Source organism: Pseudomonas sp. NCHU5216 (genome assembly GCF_052156495.1).
GTDB lineage: Bacteria > Pseudomonadota > Gammaproteobacteria > Pseudomonadales > Pseudomonadaceae > Aquipseudomonas.
The window spans coordinates 119,220-135,577 of sequence record NZ_JBQLIX010000001.1 but is presented as its reverse complement, the minus strand read 5'-3'; the positions used below and the strand labels follow the sequence as shown (position 1 = coordinate 135,577).

General features: G+C 62.6%; 17 protein-coding genes. 13 read left to right on the top strand and 4 right to left on the bottom strand.

All coding sequences use genetic code 11. From position 1 onward, the window contains the following. Positions 1 to 52 precede the first annotated feature (52 nt). Entirely contained in the window at positions 53 to 865 is an 813-nt protein-coding gene (locus ACSVIK_RS00595; protein WP_442442428.1) for an SDR family oxidoreductase, read from the bottom strand. 99 nt (positions 866 to 964) lie between these two features. After that, entirely contained in the window at positions 965 to 1,339 is a 375-nt protein-coding gene (locus ACSVIK_RS00590; protein WP_442442427.1) for a DUF2784 domain-containing protein, read from the bottom strand. A 202-nt stretch (positions 1,340 to 1,541) separates the two neighbouring features. Between ACSVIK_RS00590 and ACSVIK_RS00585 the strand changes: the two genes are divergently transcribed. The 4 genes from ACSVIK_RS00585 (at position 1,542) to ACSVIK_RS00570 (ending at position 4,993) form a co-directional block, all read left to right on the top strand. After that, positions 1,542 to 1,766: a DUF2061 domain-containing protein gene (locus ACSVIK_RS00585; RefSeq protein WP_442442426.1), complete on the top strand. Its 225-nt coding sequence runs from the start codon at positions 1,542 to 1,544 to the stop codon at positions 1,764 to 1,766. 198 nt (positions 1,767 to 1,964) lie between these two features. Continuing rightward, a complete protein-coding gene (locus ACSVIK_RS00580; RefSeq protein WP_442442425.1) occupies positions 1,965 to 3,263 on the top strand; it encodes a serine/threonine protein kinase in 1,299 nt (432 codons plus the stop codon). Beyond that, the gene (locus tag ACSVIK_RS00575) at positions 3,256 to 4,026 is read left to right on the top strand and encodes an MlaA family lipoprotein (RefSeq protein ID WP_442442424.1); all 771 of its coding nucleotides are present in this window, start codon (positions 3,256 to 3,258) and stop codon (positions 4,024 to 4,026) included. The genes ACSVIK_RS00580 and ACSVIK_RS00575 overlap by 8 nt, the downstream gene beginning before the upstream one ends. A gap of 112 nt (positions 4,027 to 4,138) precedes the next feature. After that, positions 4,139 to 4,993, top strand: a complete 855-nt coding sequence (locus tag ACSVIK_RS00570) for a pirin family protein (RefSeq protein ID WP_442442423.1) — start codon at positions 4,139 to 4,141, stop codon at positions 4,991 to 4,993. A gap of 3 nt (positions 4,994 to 4,996) precedes the next feature. Here the strand turns inward: ACSVIK_RS00570 and ACSVIK_RS00565 are convergent, their stop codons facing one another. Beyond that, positions 4,997 to 6,172, bottom strand: a complete 1,176-nt coding sequence (locus ACSVIK_RS00565; RefSeq protein ID WP_442442422.1) for a patatin-like phospholipase family protein — start codon at positions 6,170 to 6,172, stop codon at positions 4,997 to 4,999. Between the two features lie 91 nt (positions 6,173 to 6,263). Beyond that, on the bottom strand, positions 6,264 to 7,196 hold the full coding sequence (locus ACSVIK_RS00560; protein WP_442442421.1) for a lipid A biosynthesis lauroyl acyltransferase: 933 nt from the start codon (positions 7,194 to 7,196) through the stop codon (positions 6,264 to 6,266). A 226-nt stretch (positions 7,197 to 7,422) separates the two neighbouring features. Here ACSVIK_RS00560 and minC point away from each other — a divergent pair, with 226 nt between their 5' ends. The 9 genes from minC (at position 7,423) to praB (ending at position 16,314) form a co-directional block, all read left to right on the top strand. Further along, positions 7,423 to 8,151 carry a septum site-determining protein MinC gene (gene minC / locus ACSVIK_RS00555; protein WP_442442420.1) on the top strand — a complete coding sequence of 243 codons (729 nt, stop codon included), beginning with the start codon at positions 7,423 to 7,425 and terminating at the stop codon, positions 8,149 to 8,151. A 292-nt stretch (positions 8,152 to 8,443) separates the two neighbouring features. Continuing rightward, positions 8,444 to 9,259, top strand: coding sequence for a septum site-determining protein MinD (gene minD, locus ACSVIK_RS00550; RefSeq protein ID WP_442442419.1), 816 nt, complete (start codon positions 8,444 to 8,446; stop codon positions 9,257 to 9,259). Further along, positions 9,256 to 9,510: a cell division topological specificity factor MinE gene (gene minE / locus ACSVIK_RS00545; protein ID WP_159970531.1), complete on the top strand. Its 255-nt coding sequence runs from the start codon at positions 9,256 to 9,258 to the stop codon at positions 9,508 to 9,510. Before minD ends, minE begins: the two co-directional genes overlap by 4 nt. A gap of 149 nt (positions 9,511 to 9,659) precedes the next feature. Then, entirely contained in the window at positions 9,660 to 10,295 is a 636-nt protein-coding gene (locus ACSVIK_RS00540) for an RluA family pseudouridine synthase (protein WP_442442418.1), read from the top strand. Between the two features lie 246 nt (positions 10,296 to 10,541). Next, positions 10,542 to 11,246, top strand: coding sequence for an ABC transporter ATP-binding protein (locus ACSVIK_RS00535; protein ID WP_442442417.1), 705 nt, complete (start codon positions 10,542 to 10,544; stop codon positions 11,244 to 11,246). Beyond that, positions 11,243 to 12,457 (top strand): ABC transporter permease, encoded by a 1,215-nt coding sequence (locus tag ACSVIK_RS00530; RefSeq protein ID WP_442442416.1) that lies wholly within the window; start codon positions 11,243 to 11,245, stop codon positions 12,455 to 12,457. Before ACSVIK_RS00535 ends, ACSVIK_RS00530 begins: the two co-directional genes overlap by 4 nt. After that, positions 12,450 to 13,934 carry a TolC family protein gene (locus ACSVIK_RS00525; protein WP_442442415.1) on the top strand — a complete coding sequence of 495 codons (1,485 nt, stop codon included), beginning with the start codon at positions 12,450 to 12,452 and terminating at the stop codon, positions 13,932 to 13,934. The genes ACSVIK_RS00530 and ACSVIK_RS00525 overlap by 8 nt, the downstream gene beginning before the upstream one ends. Next, the gene (locus ACSVIK_RS00520) at positions 13,924 to 15,189 is read left to right on the top strand and encodes an efflux RND transporter periplasmic adaptor subunit (RefSeq protein ID WP_442442414.1); all 1,266 of its coding nucleotides are present in this window, start codon (positions 13,924 to 13,926) and stop codon (positions 15,187 to 15,189) included. Before ACSVIK_RS00525 ends, ACSVIK_RS00520 begins: the two co-directional genes overlap by 11 nt. A 606-nt stretch (positions 15,190 to 15,795) precedes the next feature. After that, complete coding sequence (praB, locus tag ACSVIK_RS00515; RefSeq protein ID WP_442442413.1) at positions 15,796 to 16,314, top strand: alkane oxidation protein activator PraB; 519 nt, start codon at positions 15,796 to 15,798, stop codon at positions 16,312 to 16,314. Positions 16,315 to 16,358: the final 44 nt, after the last annotated feature.

Sequence of the window (16,358 nt, the reverse complement as noted above, 5' to 3'; positions counted from 1 at the left end):
CCCCGACGCCTCGGCGAGGCAAGCCCGCCGGCCCACCAAATTGACCAAATGGTCAACTCATCGAACGCGCCTTGCTGCGCATCTTCTCGGCCATGCTGGCCATTTCGTCATACAGCGCCTGTGGGTTCTTCTGCTTCAGCGCCCAGGCCATGCGCCCCATCTCGTGCGGCAGGATGAGGAAGCTGCCCTTGGCCATTTCAGCATGAATGTAGTCGGCGATATCGGCAGCGCTGATCGGCGAGCTTTCCAGCAGCTTGCCCACCTGCGCCTTCATGGCCGGGGTCGGGCCACGGAAAGAGTCGAGCAGATTGGTCTGGAAGAACGATGGGCACACCACATGCACGCCGACCCCCTGCTCGCGCAGTTCCACCAGCAGGCTTTCCGACAAGGCCACCACGCCAGCCTTGGCCACGTTGTAGTTGCTCATCGCCGGCCCCTGCATCAGCGCCGCCATGGAGGCGATGTTGACGATTCGCCCCTGACTCTTCTCCAGCAGCGGCAGGAAGGCCTTGCAGCCCTTGACCACGCCCATCAGGTTGATGGAGATCTGCCAGTCCCAGTCCTCCAGCGACAGCTCACTGAAGAAGCCACCGGAGGCCACCCCGGCGTTATTGACGATCACGTCGACGCCGCCGAACTTTTCCTCGCAGGCCTGCGCCAGGGCGGTCAATTGGCTGTAATCGCGCACGTCGCAGCGCTGCACGAAGCCATCGCCCCCCGCTTGCCGCACCAGCGCGAGGGTTTCCGCCAGGCCGGCCTCGTTGACATCGGCCAGCGCCAGGTTCCAGCCATCACGCGCCCAGCGCAGGGCGATTTCACGCCCCAGCCCGGAACCTGCGCCAGTGATCATCATGCGGTTTTGCATAGCGGTCTGCCTTTGACTGTTCGGTTGCGATGGCTGGCAGTGTAGCCAAGGCGCGCACCTCTCCGCGCCTCCATCAACCTCATGAATGAGCTGGGCAAATCAGTGCGCAGAACGCTTGCGACGGCGCCAGACCAGGCCCGTATAGACAACCCCATTGACCGCGACCACCAGCGCCGCGAGCCCTAGCTGAATCTGCGGGGTCAGCCCACTGGGGTAGATCACCGGCAACAGGTAATGCTCGACGAAACTGCCGGAATACCCGGCATCACCAGCTGCATAGCGGAGTTGGTTTTCCCAGGGTGTCAGCGGGCAGGTCAGATGCAGGGCCTCGACCACTATGCCCCAGGCCACGGCCGGCAGGTGCAACCAGCATAGCCGTGGCCAGCGCCAGACCAGCAGCCCGCCAAGCATCACGAACAGGATGAACGTCAGGTGCAGCAGCACCAGCGCATCGGCCGCCAGGCGCAGAAGCATTCCCATTTCCTCGATGAAGGGTACCCAGATTCCAACAAAGATAACCCCGGCACCAAGACTCCATGAAAAATAGACTTAAACTTTCGATTAAACGTTATCGATTCAACATGCCTATCGACACCATGCAAAGGCCGAATTTCATTTCGCGCCTGCAGAGCACTAGCCTGGCAACATCGGTAAATGATTCTCATCGAGGTGTGCCATGCTCAAGACCCTGACCTTCACCATCATGCATTTCTGCATCGCTTTCGCCGTCGCCTACCTGCTCACAGGCAGTATCGCGGTCAGTGGCCTGGTGGCTGCGGTCGAGCCGCTGTGCAACTCGGTCGGTTTCTATTTCCACGAGAAGATCTGGCAGCGCTTCGAGAAGCGTCGCCAGATCCCGCAGGAACGGCCCAAGCATGCCTGGCTGCATCACCACGCCTGACTTGCCAGCCCCCACCTCCCGCGCGGCATACTCGGCACCAGGATCGAAGCCGTCGCCATGCCGCCCCTCGTTCGTGATCGCTGGTTCATACTGGCTCATCGGCCGGCAAAGCGAACGCCATGGCACTTTGCCCGACTTGTCGTTGTCATAAACCCGCTGCTTAATCCAACGATCTCTTCGCAAAGGGACTTATCCTTCATGTCCAGCCTTGCACGACTGACCACCTGGTTGGGTGGCCTGCTGTTCTGCGTATCCGCCGTCGCCGCCGATATCGACGTGCAGAGCTACGGCTACCCGCTGGCCAATCCTTTCGAGGCCACCATCACCACCACGCCCCCGGCACTGCGCCCCACCCTGCCGGATGATGCCGATATCGACCAGAGCGACTATTCGATACGCCTGCGCCCTGAACGCGAATTCGAGTTGTCGGAGAATTTCTGGCCGGTCACACGCATGCATTACCGCCTCGCCAGGCAGAAAGGTCGCGCACCGCTGATCTTCATCATCGCCGGTACCGGCGCCAGCTACGCCAGCAACACCACCGAATACCTGAAGAAGCTGTTCTACGGTGCGGGCTTCCACGTCGTGCAGCTCTCCTCCCCCACCAGCTATGACTTCATGGCCTCGACCTCGCGTTTCGCCACACCGGGTTACAGCCCGGATGATGCAGAGGATCTGTACCGCGCCATGCAGGCGGTACGCGCCCAACATCCCAATCTCGAAGTCAGCGACTTTCTTCTTACCGGCTACAGCCTGGGTGCTCTGCATGCGGCCTTCGTCAGCCATCTCGACGAAACCCGCCGAGCCTTCAACTTCAAGCGCGTGCTGATGCTCAACCCGCCGGTGAACCTCTACACCTCTATCACCAACCTCGACAAGCTGGTGCAGACCCGCGTGCAGGGCATCAACAACAGCACCAACTTCTATGAGCTGGTACTGGGCAAGCTGACCCGCTACTTCAACGACAAGGGCGGCTACGATATCAACGAAGCCATGCTCTACGACTTCCAGAAATCCAGGGAGCACCTCACCAACGAGCAGATGGCCATGCTCATCGGTACCTCGTTTCGCTTCTCCGCCGCCGACATTGTTTTCACCTCCGACTTGCTCAACCGCCGCGGCCTGATCACCCCACGTGGTTACCGCATCACCGAAAGCACCAGTCTCACCCCTTTCTTCCAAATGTCCCTGCGCTGTGATTTCGATTGCTACATGACCGAACAACTGCTGCCCATGTGGCGCGCCCGTTACGACGGTGGCAGCCTCAACCAACTGGTGCAGCAAACCAGCCTCTACGCCCTGGAGGACTACCTCAAGAGCAGCGACAAGATCGCCGTGATGCACAACGCCGATGACCTGATCCTCGGCCCGGGTGACATCGGCTTCCTGCGTCGCACCTTTGGCGACCGCCTGACCCTCTACCCTCGTGGCGGGCACTGCGGCAATCTCAACTACCGCGTCAACGCCGACGCCATGCTGGAGTTCTTCCGTGGCTAAGCACAGCATTCTGATCGTCGCCCTGCTGCTGGCCAGCGGGCAAGTCATGGCCGAACGCCGAGTCGATGCCGACGGCTTCACCAACCCGCTGCAGTACCTCAAGTTCAACCCTGGGCTGGATCAACAGGAGTTCGAGCGCGCCTCCAGCGACGCCCTGCAGGTGCCCGATCCCTGGGAGCCCTGGAATCGGCGCGTCTACCACTTCAACTATCGCTTCGATCAGTGGGTCTTCCTGCCGGTGGTCGAGGGCTACCAGTACGTCACGCCGGATCTGCTGCAAACGGGCGTGCACAACTTCTTCAGCAACCTCGGTGAAATACCCAGCCTGGCCAACAGCCTGCTGCAGTTCAAGGGCAAACGCGCGATGAACAGCACCGCGCGCCTGCTGTTCAACACCATCATCGGCATCGGCGGCATCTGGGATCCGGCCACCGCCATGGGCCTGCCCAAGTACCGCGAGGACTTCGGCCAGACGCTCGGCCATTACGGCGTACCAGCAGGCCCCTACCTGATGCTGCCGCTGCTGGGGCCTTCCAACCTGCGAGACACCAGTGGCCTGGTGGTGGATTACGGCCTGGAGAACGCGGTGAACTACCTGAACTACGCCGACGCCAGCAGCGAAAACCCCGGTCTAAGCGTCTTGCGCGGCATCGATCAGCGCGCCAACACCAGCTTCCGTTATGGCCAGTTCAACTCGCCGTTCGAGTATGAAAAGCTGCGCTACCTGTACACCGAATCGCGCAAACTGCAGATCGCCGATTGACGGCCACCGGCTCATGTATCGAACCACTCGATACATGAGCCGAAGTTTTTTCACCCAAATATCGACTCAATCGGCCTAGCATGACGTCATGCCACCTTTTCAGGAGCCCGTCATGACCACGCAACGCCGCGTTCTCAGCATCCAGCCCGGCCAACCCGCCTCCGATGGCGCCGGTGTGCGCCTCAACCGCGTGATCGGCGGCCCCGGTCTGGAACGCTTCGATCCCTTCCTGATGCTCGACGAGTTTGCCACCGACAACCCCGACGATTACATCGCCGGCTTCCCGCCGCACCCGCATCGCGGCTTCGAGACGGTGACCTACATGCTCGAAGGGCGCATGCGCCATGAAGACCATCTGGGCAATGTCGGCCTGCTCGGCAGCGGCGGCGTGCAATGGATGACCGCCGCGCGCGGCATCATCCACAGCGAGATGCCCGAGCAGGAGTCCGGTGCCATGCGTGGCTTCCAGCTCTGGCTCAATCTGCCGGCCAAGGACAAGCTGGGCGAAGCCGGTTACCGCGATATTCCCGCTACCGACATTCCCCGCCTGACCACGGCACAGGGCGTGGAAGCAGTGGTGATCGCCGGCGAATTCGACGATGGCGAGATACGCCAGGCCGGAGCCGTGCAACGCCCGCATACCGAGCCACAATTGTTCGACCTGCGCCTGCCAGCCGGCGGCGCCATCGCGCCCAAACTGCCGGACGGACATCGAATGATGCTCTACGTCTACCAGGGTGAGCTGGATCTGCCGGACGCCAGCCCGGAGCCGATCGTGGCGGGTCGCCTGGTACGCCTGTCCGATGCCGGCGAACTGCACCTGGCCAGCAGCCAGGGCGCCGGCGTGCTGCTGATCGCCGGCAAGCCCTTGAACGAGCCCATCGTGCAATACGGCCCCTTCGTGATGAACAGCCGTGAGGAGATCGAACAGGCCCTGCGCGATTTTCGCGATGGCGTGCTGGCCTGACTATCAGGCCATCTGCACCGCTTCGGCCAGGCCGAGAAAAGCGCAGAGCTCCGCCTTGCGTGCCATGGTGTCCTGGTAACCCAGCTCGATCAGTTCGTTGCAGTAGCCCGGCTCGAACAGCAGGTAGCTGAGCACGCCGGCGCCACCGGCCTTGGTCGCCCCCGGGCCGCGCAGGAACAGGCGCAAGGCCCTGGGCAACTCGCGTCGATGGCGGGCGGCGATCTGATCCAGCGGCCGGCTCGGCGCCACCACCAGTACCTCCACGGGCTTCAAGCCCAGATTGCGAGGGCGTGACTCGCCAGGCAGCATCGCGCTCAACTGGTTGATGCGGTTGAGCAACTCGATATCGCTTTCCAGGCTGTCGATGAAGGTGCTGTTGAGCATGTGCCCGCCGATCTGCGCCAGGGTCGGTGGTCGCAGACCGGCACTCTTGCTCGTCGGCTCGACGGCATGGCCATTGCCACTGACCCCGATCACCAGCACCCGACTGGCGCCTAGGTGCAGGGCCGGGCTGATCGGCGCCGATTGGCGCACCGCGCCATCGCCGAAATACTCGCGGCCGATTCTCATGGGTGGAAATATCAATGGAATCGAGGCACTGGCCAGCAGGTGGTCGAGCCCCAGACGTGTGGGGATACCCAGGCGACGATGACGGAACCAGGGATCGATGGTCGCCCGCCCCTGATAGAAGGTCACCGCCTGGCCACTGTCGTAGCCGAAGGCCGTCACAGCCACGGCGCGCAGTTTGCGCTGGCGCACTGCGGCGGCGATACCGGAAAAGTCCAGCTCCTGCTGCAACAGATCACGCAGCGGCGAGCTGTCGAGCAATGCCACCGGCGTATCGCGCCCCAGACCGAGCAAGCTGTGGGCGATGAAGCGTGAGGCCTGGCGCAATACGCCGGGCCAGTCGCTGCGATACACCTGGTGGGTATGAAAGCGCTGCCACACCATGGTCAGGCGACGCACCGCCTCGCCAAACTGCAAGGCGCCACAGGCCAGGCTGACGGCGTTGATCGCCCCGGCCGAGGTGCCGACGATCACCGGGAAGGGATTGTGCGACGCGTCTGGCAGCAGATCGGCGATGGCGGCCAACACCCCGACCTGATAAGCCGCACGGGCACCGCCACCGGACAGGATCAAACCCGTGACGGGCTCATGCGAACGGGCTATGACGGTCATGGGCGATCCTGAGTTTTTGTTTGAGTATAGAAAGGCTGACGGACACTGGCATTCGACGGGCACGATACCCTGGCCCAGGCCCAGCTTCGCGCTATCTGCGTTTCCCGTACAGCTTGGGTTCACCCTCGGGGCGCGTCTTGAAACGACGGTGTGCCCACAGGTATTGCTCGGGGCAGGCGCTGACCACCTGCTCGACCCACTGATTGATGCGCAGGCAGTCGGCCTCTTCGCTCTCACCCGGAAAATTCGCCAGCGGCGGATGGATCACCAGACGATAACCACTGCCATCGTCCAGACGGCGCTGGGTAAAGGGCACCACGCGCGCCTTGCCCAGGCGGGCGAACTTGCTGGTGGCGGTGACGGTGGCGGCCTGGATACCGAACAGCGGGACGAAGATGCTCTGCTTGCGTCCGTAATCCTGATCCGGCGCGTACCAGATGGCGCGGCCGGCGCGCAGCACCTTGAGCATGGCGCGGATGTCCTCGCGCTCGATAGCGCTGGCATCGAGATTGTGTCGCTCACGGCCACGGCGCTGGATGTAATCGAACAGCGGGTTCTTGTGCTCTCGGTACATGCCATCGATGGTGTGCAACTGCCCGAGCAGCGCGGCGCCGATCTCCAGGGTGGTGAAGTGCACAGCCATGAGGATCACCCCCTGCCCCTCGGCCTGCGCCTGTTGCAGATGCTCGAGACCTTCGACGTGCGCCAGCCGGGCCAAACGCGCCTTGGGCCACCACCAGCTCATGGCCATCTCGAAGAAGGCGATGCCGGTGGAGGCGAAGTTCTCGCGCAGCAAGCGCTCGCGCTCGGCAGCGCTCATGTCTGGAAAACACAGTTCCAGGTTGCGGGTGGCGATACGCCGACGCGACCCCGCCGTGCGATACATCAAGGCGCCCAGTGCACGTCCCAACTTCAGTTGCAGGCCATAGGGCAACTGCACCACCAGCCACAGCAGCGCGAAACCCAGCCACAGCGGCCAGAAGCGCGGATGAAGGAAGTAGGAACGAAAGCGGGGGCGATCCATGAAGGGGTTCCAGTTACGAGCAAGGCCGCGCATTCTAACGCAGTTTTCCCACCGGCTCGGACATCCGGCCTGGTGCATGGCCCCCGCACTGGCGGGGAAAACGCCCGAATCGCTCGTCATCCAATGATCTCCATTGGCCAGCAGGCGCCGTGCTGGTTGCGGCCTGCAGCTCGAATCGCTATAAGTCCGGCATCTTTCGCATCGCCAGAAGGCCCATCGCCTCACCATGAGCCAAACCGACCTCCTCGCCCAAGACCCCGTATTCCAGCTCAAGGGCAGTATGCTCGCCATCACCGTGATGGAACTGGCGCACAACGACCTCGAACGCCTCGACGCGCAACTGACGGAAAAGGTCGCCCAGGCCCCGGCCTTCTTCAGCAACACGCCACTGGTGTTGGCGCTGGACAAGCTACCCGAAGGCGAAGGTGAACTTGACCTGGCCGAACTGATGGCCGTCTGCCGTCGCCACGGCCTGCGCACCCTGGCCATCCGCGCCGCGCGCGAGGGCGACATCGCCGCCGCCCAAGCCTTGGATCTGCCGGTATTGCCGCCCTCCGGCGCGCGCGAACGGCCCATCGACCCGGCACCGCCCAAAGCCCCGGAGAAACCGGCCGAGCCCGAGCATCGGCCCAGCCGCATCATCACCACGCCGGTACGCGGAGGCCAACAGGTCTATGCCCAGGGCAGCGACCTGATCGTGCTGGCGCCGGTCAGCGCCGGGGCGGAACTTCTCGCCGATGGCAACATCCATGTTTACGCCCCCATGCGCGGCCGCGCCCTGGCGGGTGTCAAAGGCAACGCCCAGGCACGCATCTTCTGCCAGCAGATGGGCGCCGAGATGCTCTCGATCGCCGGCCACTACAAGGTCGCCGAAGACCTGCGCCGCGACCCGCTGTGGGGCGATAGAGTGCAGGTCAGCCTGTCAGGGGACGTGTTGAACATCACCCGTCTTTAACGGATACTTCCGCCACTTTTTACGGACATAAAAGGAGCCTCTAAAAACGTCGGCGACGACTGCATGGATGCAGGAGGTAGAGCGAAGCAGGAGGCCCGAGCCGAGGCAGTCAGCGCAAGGCGAGAGCAGGTGAGAAAGCGCAGTTTACGAGTGCTAAATGAGCATTTCGAACCTGCTTTCAACGCCGCGATGACAACGCAGCCAGTTTTTAGAGGCTCCGTTAAAAGGGCATCCGGAGGCCTTGATTGGCCTCGGACTCCCGCGTTTTATTCATTTTTTGGGGTGAATCACCTTGGCCAAGATCCTCGTAGTCACTTCCGGCAAGGGTGGCGTCGGTAAAACCACCACCAGCGCTGCCATCGGTACCGGCCTCGCCCTGCGCGGGCACAAGACCGTCATCGTCGACTTCGACGTCGGCCTGCGTAACCTCGACCTGATCATGGGCTGCGAACGCCGCGTGGTGTATGACTTCGTCAACGTGGTCAACGGCGAAGCCACCCTGACCCAGGCCCTGATCAAGGACAAACGCCTGGAGAACCTCTATGTGCTGGCCGCCAGCCAGACCCGCGACAAGGACGCCCTGACCCAGGAAGGCGTAGAGAAGGTCATCGCCGAACTGTCGCAGAACTTCGAGTACGTGGTCTGCGACTCGCCGGCCGGTATCGAGAAAGGCGCGCACCTGGCCATGTACTTCGCCGACGAGGCCATCGTCGTGACCAACCCGGAAGTGTCCTCGGTACGTGACTCCGACCGCATGCTCGGCCTGCTGGCCAGCAAGTCGCGCCGCGCCGAACAGGGCGGCGAGCCGATCAAGGAACACCTGCTGCTGACTCGCTACAACCCCGAGCGCGTCACCAAGGGCGAGATGCTCGGCGTCGAAGACGTCGAGGAAATCCTCGCCATCCGCCTGCTTGGTGTGATCCCCGAATCCCAGGCTGTGCTCAAAGCCTCCAACCAGGGCATTCCGGTCATCCTCGACGACCAGAGCGACGCCGGCCAGGCCTACAGCGATGCAGTCGACCGCCTGCTCGGCAAGGACATGCCGCACCGCTTCCTGGATGTGAAGAAACAGGGCTTCCTGCAACGCCTGTTTGGAGGTCGAGAATGAATATTTTCGACTTCTTGCGTTCGCGCAAGAAGGAAACTACCGCGTCCATCGCCAAGGAACGTCTGCAGATCATCGTCGCCCATGAGCGCGGCCAACGCACCCAGCCGGATTACCTGCCAGCCTTGCAGAAGGAACTGGTCGAGGTAATCCGCAAGTACGTCAATATCGATCAGAAGGACGTGCAGGTGGCGCTGGAAGACCAGGGCAGTTGCTCGATCCTGGAGCTCAACATCACCCTGCCGGATCGTTGATCGATCCTGGCCACGCGCACGGCGGCTTCGGCCGCCGTGTTCGTTTGTAGTCATCGATAGCCTGTAGGAGCGAGCTCTGCTCGCGAATATCGGTAACCTGCATTTTTCGCGAGCAGAGCTCGCTCCTACCAGACCGTTGCGAACGCCCCATGCCGCTAAGCCAGATCGAAATACTCCACCAGGACACCGCCCTGCTGGTGATCAACAAGCCCACCCTGCTGTTGTCGGTGCCCGGCCGCGCCGATGACAACAAGGATTGCCTGGTCACCCGCCTGCAGGAAAACGGCTACCCCGAAGCGCGCATCGTCCACCGGCTGGACTGGGAGACCTCCGGCATCATCGTTCTCGCCCGCGACGCCGACAGCCATCGCGAGCTGTCCCGGCAGTTCCACGACCGCGAAACCGAGAAGGCCTACACCGCGCTATGCTGGGGTCAGCCACAGGCCGATAGCGGCAGCATCGACCTGCCGCTGCGCTACGACCCGCCGACCAAGCCACGCCACGTGGTCGATCACGAACTGGGCAAACACGCCCTGACCCACTGGCGCATCATCGAACGCTGCGGCGACTGGTGCCGGGTCGAACTCACCCCCATCACCGGCCGTTCCCACCAGTTGCGCGTGCACATGCTGTCCATCGGTCACCCGCTGCTGGGTGATCGCCTCTACGCCCATGACCAGGCCCTGGCCGCCCATGAGCGCCTGTGCCTGCACGCCAGCATGCTCGCCCTGACCCACCCGCAAACCGGCGAACGCCTGCGCTTCGAGTGCCCGGCGCCGTTCTGACCCTCCCGATTCGCCCAGAGCATTGCCCACCCACCTCATCAGGATTGTGTGGGCGTCGGTAACACCTACCCCGCAAACCAGAAGAAAGTTGGCTACCCAGGTCAGGCAGCACTGCCAATCCTGAAAGTTGGCACGGCTGGTCACTCCACACCTGACCAACCTTTGGCAGGCTGCCGCATAGGCGCTGCAGGGCTGACGAGACGATGCCAGCCGGTACATCGACGTGGACGCAGGTAGTGCATAGGGATGTTCGAGAACAACGATGAAGCGCGGCTCATCCAGTTGCAGCACATCGGCAGGTGCTATCGGCTGGCCGACAGGACGCTACCCGTCCTGCAAGACATCAACCTGATCATCGAACGGGGAGAAAGCTGCGCCCTCGTCGGTCGCTCCGGTTCGGGAAAGAGCACCCTGCTCAACGTTCTGGGCTTGCTCGACCGTCCCGATACAGGGAGTTACCACATCAATGGCACGGACATCGCGCAGGCCAGCACGGACGACCTGGCTGCGCTGCGCAACCGCCTGATCGGTTTCGTGTTCCAGAGCTTCAATCTGCTGCCTAGGCTCAGTGCACTGGATAACGTCGCCCTGCCCCTCACCTATCGCGGTATCCCGCCAAGGCAGGCACGGGTGCAGGCCCACGCCATGCTCGAACAGGTCGGCCTGGCAGAACGCGGCGACCACCGCCCTGCCAGCCTGTCGGGCGGCCAACGGCAACGCGTTGCCATCGCCCGTGCGCTGATAGGCAATCCCGCGCTGATACTCGCCGACGAGCCGACCGGCAACCTCGATGCCGCCACAGCCCAAGAGATCATGAAGCTGCTGATTGACCTCAACAGCCGCCAGGGAGTCACGCTGATCGTAGTCACCCATGACCCGGATATCGCCAGCCGCCTGGCACGTCAGATCGAAGTGCGCCAAGGGCAGCTATACGAGTCGACCCAGCGATGATTGCCGTGATAGCGGAGACGGGCGGCCCGACTGTCAGGCAGATCCTGGTCGAAGCCATTGGCAGCCTGCGCACACTGGGCAAGCGTGCCTTGCTGGCCCTGCTGGGTATCGTCATGGGCAGTTGTTCGGTGGTCGCCCTGCTCAATATCGGCGGCAATGCCGCAACACAATCACTGGCGATCTTTCGTAACCTGGGCAGCAACACCATCATCTTGCAGTTACCCCCACAGGCGCAGGGGCATGACGGCCTGCCACTGCGCCTGGATGCTGACACGCTGCGCCAGGAAACACCTGCCATCGCCAGCCTGGCACCGCTGATGAGCTACGGCGCCCCCGCGATATTCAACGGCCAGCAAAGCAATGCCAACATCATCGCCACCACCCCCGAGTTGTTCGAGGCGGCACGCCTGCCCATCGAGGCAGGCCGCGCACTGTCGAGCTTCGATCGCCGAGAAACCTATGCCGTGATCGGTGCATCACTGGCCCAGGCGCTGAGCCAGCCCAACGCTCCACTCGGCGTTGGCGACCGCTTGCGCCTGCATGCCTATCAGTTTCAGATCGTCGGCATACTCAAGCAGGAAGCCCCTGGCCTGTTGCTGCCGTTCAATGCCAACGAAACCCTGTTCATTCCACTCGAAGGCATGCCACGCCTAGATCCCCACGCGCACTTGAGCCATGTGGTGGCCCGCGCCAAGAGTGCCGAACAGGTGCCGCTGGCCGGGAAGCAGCTAAGTGCAGCGGTCACTCGCCGCCTTGCGGGTAACAGCCAACCCACTCTGACCTACGCGCAGCAGATTCTCGAGGGCATGCAGCAGCAAAGCAGAACCTTCACCTACCTGCTCGCCGCCCTTGGCCTGGTTTCCCTGCTGGGTGGTGGAGTGGGGGTGATGAACGTGATGCTCATGAACGTCAACGAGCGCCGCCGGGAGATCGGCATACGCCTGGCATTGGGTGCACGCCAACGCGACATCCGCAACCTGTTCCTGGTCGAAGCGCTGGCTCTGACCAGCATCGGCGCACTGTTCGGTGCCGCGCTGGGGGTGGCGGGGGCCTGGGGCTACGCCCAGGTCTCAGGCTGGGCATTCTCGCTGGAACCGGGAGCGCTACCACTGGGGCTCGGCAGCACACTGCTGGTCGGCCTGTTCTTCGGCCTGCATCCGGCCATGACCGCCTCACGCCTGCAACCGGTGGAGGCCTTGCGTGATGAATGAACGGCTGGTCGCCGCCCTGCTCCTGGCCATGGTATGCGCCCCGGCACAGGCAGCGCGAGAACAACCGCTGAGCCCTTCGGCCCCCAGCATGCCGGCCCCGGCACGCCCGGCTCTGCTCAGCGAGCAAATGGCCGACTTGTCCTTGCTCGATGCCGTTTTTCTCGGGCTGCGCAACAATCGCTCGATCAAGAGCGCCTATCTGTGGCGGATCGCCGACAAGTTCGACCTGCGGGTAGCCGAAGACGCCTTCAGCCCCAAGCTATATCTGTCCAGCAGCTACCGTGCTGCTCGCGGCCATGATGATCGTGAGCGCCGCAGCCAGCTCGGCGCGACAACCACGCTACTGGGCGAGTACGGCACGCGCATCAGTCTTGGCTGGAACAAGTACCACAGCGAAGCCGACATGGCTGGCTGGCGGCGCAACGACGGCGTCGACTTCAGCATCATCCAGCCACTGTTACGCGGCGGTGGACGAGAGGTCACCACGGCCCCGCTGCGGCTCGCCCGCCTCACCGAGCAGGCCAATCGCCTCAACCTCAAGGCCAGCATTGCGCAGACCGTCTCAGCGATCATCTATGCCTATCGCGACCTGCTGCGCGCTCAGGAGCAACTGCGCATCGCCAAGGCTGCCTTGCAGCGCTCGCGTGAGCTGCTGGAGGTCAACCGCGCCATGATCCAGGCCGGGCGCATGGCCGAGTTCGATGCCGTACAGACCGAAGCCAGCCTGGCCAGCCAGGAACTCGGCGTGGAAGAGGCGGCTAACCTGGTGGACACCAGCCGCCTCGCACTGTTGCGCCTGCTCGCGCTGGACCTGTCCTCCCCCGTGCGAGCGACCGACACCCTGCAGGCTGAGGCGATAGAGATCGACCCCGAGCAGGCCATACGCCTGGCCGAGCATCAGCAACCCGACTATTTACGCCAACTGATCCAGCGCCAGCAGGCGGACATCAACCTGCTGCTCGCCAAGGATCAGAGCAAGTGGGATCTCTCCGTCGAAATCGGCGCCAGCCAGGCTAGCGACCGCTATGGTTCTCCCTATGGCAACGGCGACCAGAGAAGCTGGGACAGCTATGCCGGGCTACGCCTGGACATTCCCATCGGCGACCTGAGCCGACGCCAGGGCGAAGTCAGTGCGCGGGTCAACGTCGAGGATCAGCAACTGCAACTCGAGGAGGCCCGGCAAGCACTGATCCGCAACGTCAAGGATGTGGTGCGCGACCTCGGCACGCGCTGGCGGCAATACGAGATCGCCCAGCGCGGCGTGGAGCTGTCCCAGCGCAAACTGGCGATCGAACGGGACAAGCTGGCCGCCGGGCGTTCCAGCAACTTTCAGGTGCTCAGTTTCGAGAACGACCTGCAGAGCGCCGAGAACGCCCGCATCAACGCCCTGATTGCCTACCTCAACGCACAAACGCAATTGGATCTGACCCTGGGCATGACGCTGGAAAGCTGGGAGATCATCATCAATGACCATTGAACTGACGCGCCGACGCAGGCTGCGCCTGGCGTTGCTCGCCCTCGCCCTGCTGCTCGGCGCGGCCGCTACCTTTTTCTTCCAACCTCGCTCAGGCGCCAGCGTCGAACCCAGCTCCGGCCACTGGCTGGCGGTGCAACCCAGCCTTCTGGAGCATCGTATCGGTCTGGTCGGACGCATCGAGCCAGAGCGAACCCTCACCATCAGCGCCCCCTTCAACGGCAACGTCGCGAAGCTCTTCGCCGAGCCGGGGCAACGCGTGGCCAAAGGCGAACGCTTGCTGGAAATGGATGCCAGCGAGCTGGAGATGCAGGTGCGCGACGCCCTGTCCACCTTGCTCAAGGCTCGCCGCAACGTGCGTGAGCTGCAGGACTGGGAAAACGGCCAGGAAGTCAGTCGCGCCCGCCGCACGCTGCGCAGCGTGCAGATGAGCCTGGACGGCAATGAGCAGAAGCTCAAGGAAACCCGTGCCCTGCACGAGAAGGGCATCGTGCCACGCAACGAGCTGGAAGACCTGCAGCGTCAGACCCAGCTCCAGCGCCTCGACCTGCGCGCTGCGCAAGCCGAGCTGGAAAGCGCGCTTCAGCGCGGCCAAGGCGAGTACCGACAGATCGCCGAAATGGAACTGACCAATGCCGAGGTCAAGTATCAGGCCCTCAAGCAACAACTGGCAGCACGTGAAATAAGGGCACCCTTCTCCGGCATCGTCGTGCAAGCTCCGGGCATCAGCACCGAAGAAGCAGCCAGAGGCCCATTGCAGGTTGGCAGCCGCGTCAGCCAGGGGCAACCACTGTTCGGTCTAGCCAGTATCGAGGGACTGAGCGTCATCGCGCGCGTCGCCGAACTCGACGTCAATCAGCTCCAGGAAGGCCAGGCGGTGGAGGTCACCGGCGACGGCTTCGAGGGCCAGCAGTTGCACGGTAGCGTCAAGGTGGTGGGCGGGCAGGCGCTCGGCAGCGCCTCCAGTGGCAGTTCGCAATTCGAGGTGGTGGTAGCCATTCCCGCCTTGAATGAAGCGCAGATGCGTCGAGTCAGACTCGGGATGAGCGCCAAGCTGAGCATCCTCACCTACCGTAACGCCAAGGCGCTGGTGGTGCCAGCCGCTGCGTTGCAGCAAGACGGGCAACACTGGCGCATCGATTACCGGAGCACGCCGCAGCAGCCCGCGAGTCAGGTTCAAGTCGAAATTGGCCGCTCGATGCCCGAAGGTGTGGAGGTATTCGGGCTGGAACCTGGCTATGTCCGAGTGCCGGACTGACGGCACAAAGCCCCGCCCCCGTCCATTGGTATGGCGAGGAAACAGTGAATGAGTACGTTCTTCCCAAATTCCCATATTTGACCGAACGATCAGAGTTCCTCCCATCCTTGGCTGGGGTTTCCTTTCGCCAGAGAGGATTACCTTAGATAGCAGATATCGAAACAGCTCATCCGCAGGTATTCGACCTGCATTCTTTGAACTGTCTCGACTCAACTGCCACATCATGGAGCTTGAATCAGATGGACTTGCTCACCGACAAACTTTTCATCCTTTCCCATTTCCTGTCGAGCCGATATTTCTTCGCGCTGCGCACAGGTCATTCGTTTTATTTCTTCGGCCGCTCGCCTCTCAAGAAATAAAAACACGCCATTCGATATAGGGATTAGGCAGCTCATCGGCTGCCTGCAAGACAGTTCATTGCCTGCTTAACGGTATATCCCTGTTAACAGGGTGCCATCCGCATTCAATGAACTGTACGCCCCATGACCGACTTGAACCACGAGTGCAATCATCGGGGTAATACAGGGCTGTATAGAGAAAGTCGAATTTTTGTTGTGCATCTCGTAACAGCCAGACATACAACAACTCTCTGTTAGTGAGGAAACAATGAAAAACCATAAACTGCTTAGCGCTATGGGTGCCCTGGTAATCGGCCTGGGCGTGTCGAGCGCGGCCTCGGCTGCCACCATCACCGGCTCCAGCTTCACCGCGACAGGCACCATTGCCGTTTCCGGGCCGTCGTCTTTCGGCGCCACGGTGAACTGCAACGTCGTCTTCAATGGCAGCGTGGATGCAGGCGGCGCCACCGCCAGCATCAATAGCGTCAGCGTCAGCGGCAGCTCGCTGTGCGCACAGGCGAACATCACTGGCCTCCCCTGGACGCTGACTCCAACAACCAGTTCAGATGGTGGCAACACCTGGGCCGGTACCGTTTCCGGCGTGGGCTTCACCATTGCCGGGATTCCTCCCATTGTCCCCGCCTCCAACTGCGCAGGTCCGACCACCATCAACGCGCAATGGATCAACTCCAGCACGACCCTGCGCATCACCTCCGCCCAGGCCTTGGCCGGCGGCTGCACCGTACGCTCGCTGAATGTCACGGCGCCGGGCATTTCGGTCAACTGATCGAGTAGCCGAAAAGAAGTAATAACCCGCGCACTTATTGGAAT

What these genes read in the sequence shown, in the direction of transcription:
- ACSVIK_RS00525 (WP_442442415.1), top strand. Translation starts at nt 12,450, where the DNA reads ATGAATGAACGGCTGGTCGCCGCCCTGCTCCTGGCCATGGTATGCGCC.
- ACSVIK_RS00595 (WP_442442428.1), bottom strand. Translation starts at nt 865, where the DNA reads ATGCAAAACCGCATGATGATCACTGGCGCAGGTTCCGGGCTGGGGCGT.
- ACSVIK_RS00585 (WP_442442426.1), top strand. Translation starts at nt 1,542, where the DNA reads ATGCTCAAGACCCTGACCTTCACCATCATGCATTTCTGCATCGCTTTC.
- ACSVIK_RS00580 (WP_442442425.1), top strand. Translation starts at nt 1,965, where the DNA reads ATGTCCAGCCTTGCACGACTGACCACCTGGTTGGGTGGCCTGCTGTTC.
- praB (WP_442442413.1), top strand. Translation starts at nt 15,796, where the DNA reads ATGAAAAACCATAAACTGCTTAGCGCTATGGGTGCCCTGGTAATCGGC.
- ACSVIK_RS00590 (WP_442442427.1), bottom strand. Translation starts at nt 1,339, where the DNA reads ATGCTTCTGCGCCTGGCGGCCGATGCGCTGGTGCTGCTGCACCTGACG.
- ACSVIK_RS00530 (WP_442442416.1), top strand. Translation starts at nt 11,243, where the DNA reads ATGATTGCCGTGATAGCGGAGACGGGCGGCCCGACTGTCAGGCAGATC.
- ACSVIK_RS00565 (WP_442442422.1), bottom strand. Translation starts at nt 6,172, where the DNA reads ATGACCGTCATAGCCCGTTCGCATGAGCCCGTCACGGGTTTGATCCTG.
- ACSVIK_RS00520 (WP_442442414.1), top strand. Translation starts at nt 13,924, where the DNA reads ATGACCATTGAACTGACGCGCCGACGCAGGCTGCGCCTGGCGTTGCTC.
- ACSVIK_RS00540 (WP_442442418.1), top strand. Translation starts at nt 9,660, where the DNA reads ATGCCGCTAAGCCAGATCGAAATACTCCACCAGGACACCGCCCTGCTG.
- minE (WP_159970531.1), top strand. Translation starts at nt 9,256, where the DNA reads ATGAATATTTTCGACTTCTTGCGTTCGCGCAAGAAGGAAACTACCGCG.
- ACSVIK_RS00535 (WP_442442417.1), top strand. Translation starts at nt 10,542, where the DNA reads ATGTTCGAGAACAACGATGAAGCGCGGCTCATCCAGTTGCAGCACATC.
- minC (WP_442442420.1), top strand. Translation starts at nt 7,423, where the DNA reads ATGAGCCAAACCGACCTCCTCGCCCAAGACCCCGTATTCCAGCTCAAG.
- ACSVIK_RS00560 (WP_442442421.1), bottom strand. Translation starts at nt 7,196, where the DNA reads ATGGATCGCCCCCGCTTTCGTTCCTACTTCCTTCATCCGCGCTTCTGG.
- ACSVIK_RS00570 (WP_442442423.1), top strand. Translation starts at nt 4,139, where the DNA reads ATGACCACGCAACGCCGCGTTCTCAGCATCCAGCCCGGCCAACCCGCC.